Source organism: Deinococcus piscis, assembly GCF_014653275.1.
Classification (GTDB): domain Bacteria; phylum Deinococcota; class Deinococci; order Deinococcales; family Deinococcaceae; genus Deinococcus; species Deinococcus piscis.
Window position 1 is genome coordinate 1 of sequence record NZ_BNAL01000010.1, and the last position, 13302, is coordinate 13302.

Consider the following 13302-nt stretch of genomic DNA (forward strand, 5'->3'; position numbering starts at 1 on the left):
GTTAAACTGCTTGCAGCTACGGAATCTTCGAACGTAGCCTGAAGGATTTTCCGTACCACTACCGGGGCCTTTTTTAACTTCTCTGGATTGCGTCCTCACTCCTCAAACAGCGCAGAGCCCACCCGCACCAACGTGGAGCCTTCTTCTACCGCTGTCTCGAAGTCGCCGCTCATGCCCATGCTCAGCTCAGCCAGTCCCAGGTCGTGTGCCCGCTGCGCTGTCTCCCGGAAAATGCGGCGGGCTTCGTCTGGCTGCTCATAGGGGGCCATGACCATCAGGCCGAGCACGTCCAGGCCAGTGGCACGAACGCCAGACAGCACTGCTCCCAGTCGCTCAGGCTCGATGCCATGCTTCTGCGCTTCGCCGTTGTGCAGTTGCAGCAGCACGCCAGGAGCATGGCCCCATTTCTGCGCATACTCAGCCACCACTTCAGCCTGCGACACGTCCTCAATGGCGTGGATCAGGGCGACCCGCTCCAGATACTTGACCTTGTTGGATTGCAGCGGCCCGATGCAGTGCCACTCTGGCTGCGGGACACCCTGCGCGGTTTCGGACCACTCGCGCACTTTGTCGCGCACCTCCTGGCCCCGGTTTTCGCCTAGTGGGAAGTCACCGTGGGTCAGCACCCTGGCCCGGATTTCTTCCAGCAGGTGTCCCTTGGTCACGGCCACCAGCCGGGCACTGCCCTGAAGGCGGCCTGCGCGGGCCTCAGCGGCGCGGATACGGGCAAGCACGTCAGGGAGGCTCATGCCTGCGCTCCCCCGCTGGCGACGGTACTGGGATCCACACCCAGCCGGTCCAGCGCCGCTTGCCAGCGCTCCTCTGCGGGGGTGTCCCAAATCAGGGCCGGGGCCGCTTCTTCCAGCCAGAGCCAGGCTCCCTCACGGGTTTCTTGCTCCAGTTGCCCGGCACTCCACCCTGCGTAGCCCAGCAACAGATAGTAGGTCTGCCCAGTGGCCCGCACCTCGGCAAACGTTTCGGCATGGCTGGTCGCCAGCAGTCCCTGGGCCAGCCGCAGCTCTCCGCCCGTGCCTACCGGGCGCTGATACAGGCACCAGCCCACTTGCGGCTGCACCGGCCCGCCCAGCAGCGCCGTGCCGCCTGCGTCTGGCACGTCGGGCAGCAGCTCGCTGACGGGCGTGCCCATCGGCTGATTGACCACCAAACCAGCGGCTCCCTCTTCGGTATGGTCCAGCAGCAGAATCAGCGCGTCGCCAAAGAAGCTGCCGCGCAGGTGCGGACTGGCGACCAGAAAGGTCAGGGGTGGAGTGTGGGATAACTCTGGCATGACGGTCTCTTCCTTTCTCAGTTTAGAGGTCTGAGGGTCCGAGGGTCTAAAGGTCTAAGGGGAAAAAGAATGAGGGTCAAAGAGCTGAAAAATGCTCCTTGACCCTGCAACTCTTGGACCCTTAGACCTCCCTCACGCGTTCGCTTCGCCCTTACGGCTACGGCCCTTGCTGCCGCCTTTCTTAGCGGGGGGCGGCGTTACGCTCTCACCTTCCAGCGCCTTCAGGCCGCCCACCAGGGCATGGTCCAGCACTTCATCCAGCGTCGCGCAGGCGTGGAACTGCATGCTGGCCCGCAGGTGCGCGGGGATGTCGGCAATGTCCGGCTCGTTGGCCGCGGGCAGAATGATGTGCTTGATGCCGGCGCGGCGGGCCCCCAGCACTTTTTCCTTGAGGCCGCCAATCGGCAGGTAGCGCCCGGTCAGGGTCATCTCGCCGGTCATGGCCGTGTCGCGGCGGGCGGGTACGCCGGTCAGGGCGCTGATCAGGCTAGTGGCAATCGCCCCGCCAGCGCTGGGGCCTTCTTTGGGAATGGCTCCGGCAGGCACGTGAATGTGAATCTCGGAGTCGTCCAGGCGGGCTTTGTCAATGTGGAAGCGCTCGGCATTGGTCTTGGCATAGGTGAGCGCAGCGCGGGCCGATTCCTTCATCACGTCGCCCAGCTGTCCGGTCAGTACCAGACCGCCCTTGCCGGGCATGATGCTGGTTTCCACAAACAGGATGTCGCCGCCCACCGGGGTGTAGAACATGCCAGTGCTCACGCCCACCATGTCCTGCGGAGCTTCGGATTCGGGCGTGTGGCGGGGCTTGCCGAGATAACGCTCCAGCTCTGCGTCGGTCACGCGGGCACGCTTGATGTCGCCCAGTGCGATACGGCGGGCCACCTTGCGGGCCACCGTGCCGATTTCGCGTTCCAGGTTACGCACGCCAGCCTCGCGGGTGTAGTTGCTGATCAGCCGTTCCAATGCGGGGTCGGTGATGGTGATCTGATTTTTCTTCAGGCCGTTTTGGTCCATTTGGCGCGGCACCAGGTAGCGGCGGGCAATTTCCAGCTTTTCCTGCTCGATGTAGCTGCTGAACTCAATCACTTCCATGCGGTCCATCAGCGCTTCGGGAATCTGGTCGGGGTAGTTGGCCGTGGCGATGAACATCACTTCGCTCAGGTCAAAGGGCACACTCAGATAGTGGTCGGTAAAGTTGCCGTTCTGCGCGGGGTCCAGCACTTCGAGCAGGGCACTGGAGGGGTCGCCCTGATAGCTGCTGCCCAGCTTGTCAATTTCATCCAGCAGCACCACTGGGTTCTTGGTGCCCGCTGAGCGCAGCCCCTGGATAATCCGGCCCGGCATGGAGCCGATATAGGTGCGGCGGTGTCCCCGGATGTCCGACTCGTCGCGGGCGCCGCCCAGCGCAATGCGGACATACTCGCGCCCCAGCGCCTTGGCAATACTCTGCGCGATAGAGGTTTTGCCCACCCCAGGAGGGCCGGTGAACACCAGAATCGGGCCTTTGTTGACGTCCTCAGCGCTGATTTCACCGCGCTCAGCACGCATCCGGCGCAGCTGGCGCACAGCCAGGAATTCCAGCACACGGTCCTTGACCTTTTCCAGGCCGTAGTGGTCCTCGTCCAGCACCTGCGCGGCACGCTGGATGTCGAGATTGTCCTCGCTGCGCTTGTTCCAGGGCAGCTCGGTGATCCAGGTCAGATAGGTGCGAATCACGCCCGCCTCGGCGGCGTCGGGATGCATCCGCGACAGCCTGCCGATTTCGCGGTCCACTTCCTTTTTCACGTCTTCTTTCAGGCCCAGCTCGTCAATCTTGGCGCGGAAAGCTTCGGCTTCGTCCAGCTCCTCGCCGTCCTCGCCGCCGCCCTGAAGCTCCTTCTGGATGGCCTTGAGCTGCTCGCGCAGGAAGTATTCGCGCTGGTTCTTGTCAATCTCTTCTTTGACCTGTGCGCGGATTTTGGCCTGCACCTCCTGCACTTCCTGCTCGGTATCCAGCAGGCTCAGCACTCGTCGGGCGCGCGCCGGAATGTCGGTCAGCTCCAGCAGGACCTGCTTGTCTTCCAGCTTGAAGTCCATGTGGAAGGCGATGTGGTCGGCCAGCTCGCCCAGCTCATCTTTGGCGTGCGCCACCTGCTGCGCTTCGCCCGAAATGCGCCCGGCACCGGCCACCTCGTCGAACTTGCCCAGCAGCTCACGGCGCAGGGCCTGCTCTTCTTTGGCGTCACCAGACGTGGCGCGGGGCATCCGCAGGGCCGCCGTGAAATAGCCACCCTCTTCGTCCCAGGTAAAGGCCTTGACGGCGGCGCGCTCCTGCGCCGACACCAGCAGTTGCAGGCTGCCGTCAGGATTCTTGCGGACCCGCAGAATCTGGCACACGGTCCCGAAGTCGTAGAGGTCCTTGGCCTTAGGGTCGTCAATGTCCTTATCAAGCTGCGACACGATCAGGATGTACTTTTCGCCCTCCATCGCCGCCTCAATGGCCGAGATGGAAATGGCGCGGCTGGCGTCAATATGCTGCACCATACCGGGATAAATCACGCTGCCGCGCACCGGGCAAACCGGAACGGAGCGGGGAATACGGGTGGAAGTGGACTGAGGCACAGTGAAACTCCTTTTTGCCTGGCAGGTCATTGAGAAGGGCCACTCAGGGCCCACGGAAAATCAGGGAAAGGTCCGCCGGGAGAAGAGAAATGCAGGGGCACGGGACCGCTTGTCCATGCAGGAAACTTGAGTGCAAGTATATCAAGTCATGCTTTATTCTTTCAAGTAGACCTCTGCTGGGATTAAGTCTTGCTCAGGCCAGGGCCGTGGGCGTCCTCAGCAGGAATTCGGATGCTGTCCACCTGCACGCCGTAGCGCAGCAAAATGGTCTTGAGGCGCTGCGTGGCGGTCAAAGCCAGCGCCCGGTCCGCAGGGTCAAAGGCCAAAGTCAGCCGGCCCGGCTGCCCGGTGCGGGGTTCCTCCACCTGAATCTGAAGTGGGCGGCGAAAAGCGGGGTCAGCCGTCACGTCGCGCAGCACCTGCACGAATTCCAGCTCACCCAGGCCTTCCAGGGCAAACGCGATGCCCTGCTGTTCGCGTTCAGGGGCAAGGGGGGAATCGGTCATACGTCTTAGGCTAGGGCTCCGGCCTTCAAGCGGCGGTGAGTGCGCCTGCAGAAACCTTTGGGCAAGGCCCCTCGGCCCCGGCTGATTTGGCCGCCGGCTGACTCAGCCTTCTCGCAAAAGCAGACGCTAAGGTACAGAGTGTGAAGAGACCTGGCCGCCCACTGCTAGCCCTGCTGTTCCTGGCCGCCGTCTTGCCAGGCAGTCTGGGCGCAGCGCAGCCAGCCCCTGCCAGCACGGAGACTGCTACGGAGACTTCCACCGGCACGTCTGGGCCAACCGAGATTTCTGGACCAGCCTCCGCCCAGACGCCCGCCTTTTCGGCGCAGAACTCGGCCACCACGCAGAATATGGTCGCCGCGCAGAACACCGCTCCTGCACTGCCCCGCACCTCTTTTGGTGGGGCGACCCGCTGGAACGCGGCCACGCTTCAGCCTAGCCAAGCGGCCTTCGAGCTCAAGGCTCCGGCGGGCACGGGCGTCACGCTTACCCAGGTCGGTTCTACCGTCTTTGAACTGTCGGGGCTGGAGGTGAGCGGGCTGGGCAACGCGGGCAACGCTGCACTGGAACAGCAACTGCGGGCCAACTTCCAGGCGCTGGACGCCCTGGGAGAGTCGCAGAGCCGCACGGTGAGCTTGCAGGTGCTCAGCCGCAGCCCAGCAGGCACCGAGCTGATCACCCGCTGGTCCGATACGCCCGGCACAGGCACAAGCACGCCAGCGCAGGAGGTACAGTTGCGTCAACTGCTGCTGCCCGGCGGCGTCCGTGGGCCAGTAGAAGTCAGCAGTCCGGACCCGGCGCTGGCCGCCCGCTACCGACTGCTGGGCAGCGCCGAGCTCGAAAGCCTCAGCCCGGAAGCCGCCGCGCCTTATGGCACAGTCCTTGAGGCGGGGGACCGGGTGAGTGGCCTGAGCCAGCAGCCGGTGCTGCCGCTGTTCCGCGCCGCGCTGGGTGTGGCACCGGCGCTGCGAGACTGGGCCCTGCCGGACCTGAGCAGCGCCGAGGTCAGCAGTGCCGAGCTGCCCGCGCTGGAAGTGCGGCGCGAGCGGGTGTATCAGGGTCAGAACTCACGCGGAGACTTTCTGTTTCAGACGCAGAGCCGCGCTCAGCCCTGGCAGCAGACCGTGCAAGGACCAGCCGGTATCCCAGCTCCGGACGCCGGACGCAGCAGCCTGACGCTGGAAGTGCTGGACATGGCCCAGATGAGCCAGGCGGTCTACCGTGCCGACGGCCTGCCCCACTCGGCCTTTGAGTTCAGCACATTGCAGCTGCAAGTCACGGCCCGCCGGGGTGCGGCGACAGTGCGCTTCACCGTGCAGGTCCGCAGCACCTCGGCCCTGCGCCCGCTGGGCAACTGAGTGCCGCCCGCCCCTGCCCCGGCGCTACGGACAGCGCTGCTCGAATGGTTTGACCACGCCCGGCGCGACCTCCCCTGGCGGCAAGGCCCCGAGGGCGGGCGTGACCCCTACCGTGTCTGGGTAGCTGAAATCCTTCTGCAACAGACCCAGGTGTCGCGGGGCCGACTGTACTACGAGCGCTTTTTGGACACCTTTCCGACGGTGCAGGCCCTGGCTGCTGCCCCACAGGACGCCGTGCTCAAGGCCTGGGAAGGCTGCGGCTACTACGCCCGCGCCCGCAACCTGCACCGGGCCGCTGGGATAGTGGCGCAGGCTGGCTTTCCGACCACCTATGACGGCTGGCTGGCCCTGCCGGGGGTGGGGCCATATACAGCGGCGGCGGTGAGCAGCCTGGCTTACGGAGCAGCGCACGCCGTGAGCGACGGCAATGTACGCCGCGTGCTGGCCCGCGTGCAGGGCGAGCGTCAACCCACCGATGCCTGGGTGCAGGCCCAGGCCGACGCACTGCTGGACCCGGCGCGGCCCGCCGCCTGGAATGAGGCCGTCATGGACCTGGGAGCCACGGTCTGCACGCCCAAGGCCCCCGACTGCCCCCGCTGCCCTCTGCGCGAGTGGTGCGCCGCCTACGCCAGCGGAGAGCCGACCGCCTACCCCGCACCCAAGCGGCGGGCAGCTGTGCAGGAGATACGCGCCGCCGCGCTGCTGGTGGGCGACACCGAGCACGCCCTGCTGGAACAGCGCACCGGCACGCTGCTGGGCGGCCTGTTTGGGCTGCCGCTGGAAGAAGTGAAACCCGGCGAAAAGGACATGGACACCGCGCTCACCCGCTTGCAGCATCGGCTCGGGCTGGTGGGGACAGCTCCCACCCTGCTGGGCGAGGTGACGCACGCCATGACCCACCGCCGCTTGCAGATCAGTGTGTACTGGCTGCCGGGCACAGCGGCACCAGGCCGAATGACTGCTATCGGTGAAGCGGCCCTGTCACGGCTGGACCACAAGGCTCTGGCGCTGCTGCGCGGACCCCAGCGGCTGCTCTGAAACCGGGGAGCTAAGGGCGCATCATATACGCATCTTTTTCCAGGACCGTCTACAATCAGGGCCATCTTAAACTCTGGTTCTAACGTAGCTTGTTTCGCCCTTTTCTCTATTGCCAACAGGAGAATTTATGCGCCCAGCTGTTCCGCTCGTCTGCTCTGCTCTTTCGCTCACGCTGCTGGCCGGCTGCGGCCCCAGCTCTACTCCCACGGCGGATATAAAGCGGGGCGAACGCGCCCTAGCACACATGGAGCACCTCAGCCGCAACATCGGCCCACGCGTGCAGGGCACTCCAGCTGAGGCGCAGGCCCGCGAGTACGTCGCTGCTCAGCTGCGCGCCGCTGGCTACCAACCTGAACTCCAGCCCTTGACCGTGACCCGCCGCAACGCAGCTGGTGAGGTGCAGACGGTCACTTCCGGCAATGTGATGGCCGTGCAGCCAGGGGCCTCAGATAAGGAAATCATCGTGGTGGCGCACCTCGATAGCGTGGACACCGGGCGCGGTGCCGATGACAACGCCTCGGGTGTAGGGGTCCTGCTGGAAGCTGCCGAGGCGCTGCGGGGCAAGCGACTGCCCCACACAGTGCGCTTCCTGGCTGTAGGGGCCGAAGAAGGCTATAGCGATGGCCTGCCGGGCGGCTTCCGCAGTGGCGGCCTCAAAGGCTCCAGCTTTTACACAGAGCAGATGAGCGACGACGCACTGCAAAAAACCCTGTTCGTAGTGAACCTGGACAGCCTGGCTGCCGGCGATCACATGAACATCTATGGCTCCGCAGGCGAAGGCGGCTACGTGCGTGACGCCGCATTGGAGCTGGCCCGCACCCTGGGCCATGACATCCGCACCAGCCCCGGCCTGGAAGGTGAATTCCCGGCGGGCAGCACTGGCGACTGGAGTGACCACGCCCCCTTTGCCAAGCGCGGCCTCCCCTATGCCTACTTCGAGGCAACCAACTGGGAGCTGGGCGACAAGGACGGCTACACCCAGACCGAGAAGGTCGGCAGCGTCTGGCACACACCGAATGACACACCTGAGTTTCTGAATGCCCAATTCCCCGGACGCACCGAAGCGCACCTGAGGGCCTTTAGCGACGTGCTGATTCGCCTGCTCCAGGCCCCTCCGAGCCGCTGAAGTCTCCCTGAGGGACCGGCTTTGCCAGGGAAGCAGATAGGCAAAGTTCTTTCAAATCTTTTGCCTATCTGAAAAGTATTTTCTCTGCATGTGTAGCGAATGTTAACGTATATGGAATATAGTTTCGCATGAGAAAAAACTTACTGAGCTTGGTGGTGGCACTTGCAGCAGGCTGGGCTTCGGCTGGTGGGACGGAACCTGCACCGACTCCAGAGGTTTCGGCCCCAGCGGCTCCGGCTGCCGCCTGGCTGACGCTGGACCCTGAACATGTCCTGGTCATCGAAACCAGCAAAGGCACCATGATGGTGGAAATGCGCCCGGACCTCGCTCCCAAAGCGGTGGAGCGTATCAAGCTGCTGGCCCGCGAGGGAGTTTACGACGGGCTTCAGTTTCACCGGGTGATTGACCTGTTTGTGGTGCAGACCGGCAACCCCAACAACAAAGACGGCGGCACCTCGCAGTATCCCAACCTGGAGCCGGAATTCTCAGGGCGATTGGCGACTGATACCGACTGGACCCAGGTGACCCGCTCCGCAGACGCCAACTCCGGCTTTCTGGGCTCCATGCCCATCCTGACCGTGTCCGATACCGAGACCCGCCGCCGCAATGTGGACAACTTCCAGGCTTGGGGAGCTTACTGCCCTGGCGTGGCCGGGATGGGCCGTGGTGATGACATCGGCAGCGCCAACAGCGAGATTTTCTTTATGCGTGGAGCCTCCTCTTTCCGCCTGGGCCTGAATTACACCGCCTGGGGCAACACCGTGATCGGGGAAGAAGTCATCCGGGCCGTGAATGCCGGTGAGCCCCCTACCCAACCAGACACGATGACGCGGGTGCGGGTGCTGGCCGATCTTCCAGCGGCAGAGCGGCCTACGGTGCAGATTCTTGACCCTGACAGCGCCACATTCCAGGCGCAGATTGCGGCCAAGCGCGCCGAAAAAGGTGCAGATTTCAGCATCTGCGATCTGAAGGTGCCAGCCCGACTGGTTCAGTAAGAACTGGCTGATCAAACGGTACTCCGGCTGCTGCTCCGTCTACTTTGGCAGCGGCCAGAGTACCGTGCCCTGTGTGTCGGTGCGCCATATCCGCGTGCCCGCCGCGTCCAGTCGCTCACGGACCTCACGGCTGGGGTGCCCAAAAGTATTGAAGCCTACGCTCACCACCGCTTCCCGCGCCCCCGTCTCCTGCAACAGCGCCGCTGAGGTGCTGTGCCGGCTGCCGTGGTGCGGCGATTTGAGCAGGTCCACCCGGCCCAGGCCCAAGCTGTGCTCCAGGGGCGCGGGCAGGTCGCCCAGCAGCGCTGCCCGGAAGGTCTGACCGGCCCGCCCCGTGGCCGTGAGACGCAAGGCGACGCTGTTTTCGTTGGGCTCGGTGCTCCAGAAGTTGCCCTGCGGCCACAGCACGTCCAGCCGCAGCCCACCCGCCTGAACATAATCGCCGCGCCGCACCTGGCGCACCGGCACGCCGCGCTCCTCGGCCACACTGAGCAGCTCTGCCAGGGCAGCATTCTCCGGGTCCAGCTGACCGATCCACAGTTCGCCTACCGGCATGGCCCGCAGCACGCCGCTCAATCCCTCGATGTGGTCCGAGTCAGAGTGGGTCGCCACCACCACGTCCAGCGCGTGAACCCCCAGTGAGTGCAGCGCCGGGACCGTGGTGCGGCTGAGGTCGTAGTCGCCGCGTGGGGTACCGCCGCCGTCTATTAGGGCGCGCAGTTCGGGGGTCTGAATCAAGGTGGCGTCGCCCTGGCCCACATCCAAAAAGGCCAGTTGCCGGGGCGGGCTGAGCCGGGGCGGCAGGGCTGTCAGCAACATACAGGCCAGCAGGGTGCCCAGCGCTGCCGGTGCCCGGACGCGGCCCGTCAGCCACAGCACTCCGGCCAGCGCGGCCAGCCCGTAGGCCAGGTAGCCCGCCGGACCCACCGCGCCCCAGGGCAGCAGCGGCCAGCGCCCGAAGGTTTCGGCCAGCCACAGCAAGGCCGCACTGAGAAGTTCCAGCGGCCACTTCAGCGCAGCGCCCAGCGGCCCCAGTAGCCCGGCCAGAAAGCCCAGCGGAATCAGCAGCGCCATCAGGGGACCGGCCAGCAGGTTGGCGGGCAGCGAGGAAAGCGGCACTCCCCCGAATGAACCCGCAATCAGAGGCAGCGTGGCGGCCTGGGCCAACAGGGTCACGGCCACGCTGCCGGTCAGCCACAGCGGCGGCCCTGGCCGGGTCCAGGCTGCGGGCAAGCGGGCCAGCACACGCGGCAACAGCAGCAACCCGCCCACCGCCAGAAACGACAGCTGGAATCCTGGCGTGATCACCCACAGCGGGTAGCAGATGAGCAGCCCGGCGGCCACAAGCGCCACCAGCGAAGCGGCGTCCAGCCGTCCCCGCCCCAGCCACAGCGCGGCCAGTCCCAGCAGACCGGTCAGGCCCGCCCGCACCACGCTGGGCGAAGTGTTGACCACCATGCCCAAGTAGGCCAGCAGGAACAGCACCGGCACCGCGTACCGTGCCCAGACCGGCAGCGGCAAGCGGGTGAGCAGCAGCGTGAGCGCCCCCACCAACAGGGTGACATGCTGTCCGCTGAGCGCCAGCAGGTGCGTGAGCCCAGAGCGCTGAAAAGCGTCGCGCACAGTCACACCCGGCGAAAGCTCCATCTCGTTCAGGTCAGAGCGGTCACCCAGCTCTGCGCCGCGCAGCAGGGCCTCGGCGCGGGGGCTGAGGCCCTGCCAGCCAGACTCAAACCAGCCCTGCACCGTGCCCTTGACTGAAGCGGACGGCTGAGCCGCCCCGACCTCGGCACCTACCAATACAGCCGTCGGGGCCAGCGTGAGCAGTCCGCCCTGCGAGCGCAACCAGGCCGCCTGGTCAAAGCCTCCCGGCACCGTACGTGTACGGGGTGGCAGCAACCGGCCATGCACGGCTATGCTCCCGCGCCGCTCGGCGGGCCGGGGAGAGAGGGCCACGCGGGCGGGCGGGTCATGCAGGGTCAGAAATTGACCGTCCCAGTCACCTCTGAGCGTGACCTGCGCGCCCAGCCAGGGCCGCAGCGGATCGGGCCGCGCCTGTACCGTGTGCAGCGAGGCGAAGGCCAGTGCCCCCGCCAGCACGGCCCCGGCCACTGCCCAGGGTCGCCGTTCCCAGGCGGCCAGGCCCAGCAGCAGCGGCCACAGTGCCCAGTCCCAGGGGTAGCCCAACGCTGGCAGCAAGGCCCCCAGCACACCCAGCAGCAAGAAGACTGGGCCGCCCAGTTGGGGAGCCGGGGACGGGGCCACAGTGTCTGGCTCTGCCGCGCCCATCCGTCCCAGAACCCGCTGCGGCCTACTCAAACTTCACCAGTGGCTCAAGCTGCTCTAGCGTGGCAGGGCCGATGCCTTTGACCGCGTCCAGGTCGGCCAGCGAGCGCAGAGGCCGGGCTGCTTCGATGCGCCCGGCCAGCGCAGGGCCAATTTCCGGCAGGGCTTCCAGCTGCTCGCGGGTGGCTGTATTCAGGTTCAGCCGCCCCGAAATCAGCGGCTCCACACTGGCCGTGCGCGGATACTCCGGGGCGGCCTCGCCGGTGGCCTGCGTCACGGTGAGGGGACCGGGGTCTTGCCGCAGCACCTGTGGAGCGCGCACCGCCGGAAACAGCAGCGGCCACAGCGTCAGTGTGGCGAGCAGCAGCACGCCAGCGGCCAGAACGGCTGTCCAAAAGGCTTCCCCGCGCCCCCAGTCCATGGTCTGAAGTCTAATAGAAGGGGCGCGCTGTCCACGCCACATCTGCTGCGCGGCGCGGACGCTCCGCCGCCCTCTGCCCCTTTTCCTCACGGGGAGCGCCACGTACACTCAGGCCATGACCCAACACAGCGCCGGCAACCCCAACGCCCTGAACCTGATCCCTGACCCCCAGCTGCTCGAAGCGGCGCAGGTCGCCTTTAAGCAGGCGTATGCGCCCTACTCCAAGTTCCATGTGGGGGCCGCGCTGCGCAGCGAAAGCGGACAGATTTACTTCGGGGCCAACGTGGAAAATGCCTCCTACGGCCTGACCCGCTGCGCCGAGCAGAGCGCCGTGCAGACGCTCGCCACCCGGGGTGAGCGCCACTTTAGTGACATCGTGGTGTACTCCGAAGCCGAGCCGCCCGCCAGCCCCTGCGGCGCTTGCCGCCAGATTCTGTTTGAATTTGCTCCCGAGGCCCGCGTGGTCTGCGTGAACCACAAGGGCGACATCATCAGTGGATACGTGCGCGATTTCCTGCCGCACGGCTTCCGCCTGGAAAACGCCGAAGGCTGAGCCCGTATACTGCCCGCATGCTGCTGTGGGTGGTGGTCGGATTTATCGTGCTGAGCGCGGCTGGGGTATTGTCACTGACCTTCGGAGCGCTGCGAACCTCGCCGCAGGTGGGCATCTTCCGGCTGATTGCTGCCGTGCAGTTCCTGGCGGCGGTCATCCTGGCCGGTGCCCGGCTGACTGGCAACGCCTGAACCGGGAAAAGGAAACATGCAACATGCAGAACTTTGAACCGCAGACCATTGACCTGAACTTTCAGGCCACGCCGGGCGTGATTGCCGTCTATGCCTGGGACACGGGCGACGGCCTGGCGCTGGTAGACACTGGCCCCGGCAGCACACTCGAAGCGCTGGAAGCTGGACTAGGGCAGCTGGGGGCCGTGTGGGCCGATGTGCGCCACATCCTGCTGACCCACATTCACTTTGACCATGCAGGCGCGGCGGGGCAGCTGCTGGAACTGTCGCCCCACGCCCGGCTGTATGTCCACGAGCGCGGTGCGCGGCACATGGTGGACCCCGAGCGGCTATACGCCAGCGCCGCGCAGATTTACGGCGACCAGATGGAAGCCCTGTGGGGCGAGATGCGCCCGCTGGACGCAGACCGCCTGACCGCGCTGGCAGGCGGCGAAACCCTGCGCCTGGGCCGCGCTGAAGTGCGGGCACTGTACACGCCGGGGCACGCTGTTCACCACCTGGCCTACGTGGCAGGCGACGAGCTGTATACCGGCGATGTGGGCGGGATTCGGCTGGACCCGCGCCAGCCCACCCGGCCCCCCACGCCGCCGCCCGATATTGACCTGGCCGCCTGGCAGGCAAGCGCCGCGCTGCTGCGGGAGCTGGATGTGCGCCGGTTGCACCTGGCCCATTTCGGCACCTACGCGCAGGACGCAGAGCACTGGGACGCCCTGCTGGCCCACCTGGCCGAAGAAGCCGAGTGGATGCGTGAACGCCTGGCGCAGGGCAAAGACCCAGCCGAGCTGTATGAGCCATTTACCGAGTGGGTGCTGGAGCAGGTGGAAAGCAGTGTGCCGGGCCTGGCAGCGGCTTACCGCTTTGCTTCACCGCCCGCCATGAATGTGATGGGTCTGGCCCGCTACTGGGCCAAGCAGCAAGCCCGAACAGGAGAAACGACATGAG

At 65.8% G+C, this 13302-nt stretch carries 13 protein-coding genes; 7 read left to right on the top strand and 6 right to left on the bottom strand.

The features are described 5' to 3' along the window. Positions 1-95: 95 nt before the first annotated feature. The 4 genes from IE158_RS05405 to IE158_RS05420 all read right to left on the bottom strand — a co-directional run bounded on the left by IE158_RS05405 (position 96) and on the right by IE158_RS05420 (position 4395). A complete protein-coding gene (locus IE158_RS05405; protein WP_189642653.1) occupies positions 96-749 on the bottom strand; it encodes a YggS family pyridoxal phosphate enzyme in 654 nt (217 codons plus the stop codon). After that, positions 746-1288 carry a YqgE/AlgH family protein gene (locus tag IE158_RS05410; protein ID WP_189642654.1) on the bottom strand — a complete coding sequence of 181 codons (543 nt, stop codon included), beginning with the start codon at positions 1286-1288 and terminating at the stop codon, positions 746-748. The genes IE158_RS05405 and IE158_RS05410 overlap by 4 nt, the downstream gene beginning before the upstream one ends. 132 nt (positions 1289-1420) lie before the next feature. Next, positions 1421-3889: an endopeptidase La gene (gene lon, locus IE158_RS05415; protein ID WP_229838919.1), complete on the bottom strand. Its 2469-nt coding sequence runs from the start codon at positions 3887-3889 to the stop codon at positions 1421-1423. Between the two features lie 182 nt (positions 3890-4071). Continuing rightward, entirely contained in the window at positions 4072-4395 is a 324-nt protein-coding gene (locus IE158_RS05420) for a hypothetical protein (protein WP_189642656.1), read from the bottom strand. 140 nt (positions 4396-4535) lie between these two features. Here IE158_RS05420 and IE158_RS05425 point away from each other — a divergent pair, with 140 nt between their 5' ends. The 4 genes from IE158_RS05425 (at position 4536) to IE158_RS05440 (ending at position 8909) form a co-directional block, all read left to right on the top strand. Beyond that, entirely contained in the window at positions 4536-5750 is a 1215-nt protein-coding gene (locus IE158_RS05425; protein ID WP_189642657.1) for a hypothetical protein, read from the top strand. Beyond that, positions 5751-6788, top strand: a complete 1038-nt coding sequence (gene mutY / locus IE158_RS05430; RefSeq protein WP_189642658.1) for an A/G-specific adenine glycosylase — start codon at positions 5751-5753, stop codon at positions 6786-6788. A gap of 127 nt (positions 6789-6915) precedes the next feature. Continuing rightward, the gene (locus tag IE158_RS05435) at positions 6916-7914 is read left to right on the top strand and encodes a M20/M25/M40 family metallo-hydrolase (protein WP_189642659.1); all 999 of its coding nucleotides are present in this window, start codon (positions 6916-6918) and stop codon (positions 7912-7914) included. 128 nt (positions 7915-8042) lie between these two features. Further along, on the top strand, positions 8043-8909 hold the full coding sequence (locus tag IE158_RS05440) for a peptidylprolyl isomerase (RefSeq protein ID WP_189642660.1): 867 nt from the start codon (positions 8043-8045) through the stop codon (positions 8907-8909). Between the two features lie 39 nt (positions 8910-8948). Here IE158_RS05440 and IE158_RS05445 read toward each other — a convergent pair whose 3' ends face one another. Both IE158_RS05445 and IE158_RS05450 read right to left on the bottom strand, forming a co-directional pair. Beyond that, positions 8949-11228 (bottom strand): DNA internalization-related competence protein ComEC/Rec2, encoded by a 2280-nt coding sequence (locus IE158_RS05445; RefSeq protein ID WP_229838920.1) that lies wholly within the window; start codon positions 11226-11228, stop codon positions 8949-8951. Next, the gene (locus IE158_RS05450) at positions 11221-11616 is read right to left on the bottom strand and encodes a ComEA family DNA-binding protein (RefSeq protein WP_189642661.1); all 396 of its coding nucleotides are present in this window, start codon (positions 11614-11616) and stop codon (positions 11221-11223) included. Before IE158_RS05450 ends, IE158_RS05445 begins: the two co-directional genes overlap by 8 nt. 115 nt (positions 11617-11731) lie before the next feature. On the opposite strand from IE158_RS05450, the gene cdd reads away from it, so the two are divergent. Genes cdd through IE158_RS05465 form a run of 3 tightly spaced genes read left to right on the top strand, consistent with a single transcriptional unit; the run spans position 11732 to position 13301 of the window. Next, positions 11732-12169 carry a cytidine deaminase gene (cdd, locus tag IE158_RS05455; protein WP_189642662.1) on the top strand — a complete coding sequence of 146 codons (438 nt, stop codon included), beginning with the start codon at positions 11732-11734 and terminating at the stop codon, positions 12167-12169. 17 nt (positions 12170-12186) lie between these two features. Then, positions 12187-12360: a hypothetical protein gene (locus tag IE158_RS05460; RefSeq protein ID WP_189642663.1), complete on the top strand. Its 174-nt coding sequence runs from the start codon at positions 12187-12189 to the stop codon at positions 12358-12360. A 23-nt stretch (positions 12361-12383) separates the two neighbouring features. Continuing rightward, the gene (locus IE158_RS05465) at positions 12384-13301 is read left to right on the top strand and encodes an MBL fold metallo-hydrolase (RefSeq protein WP_189642664.1); all 918 of its coding nucleotides are present in this window, start codon (positions 12384-12386) and stop codon (positions 13299-13301) included. Position 13302: the final 1 nt, after the last annotated feature.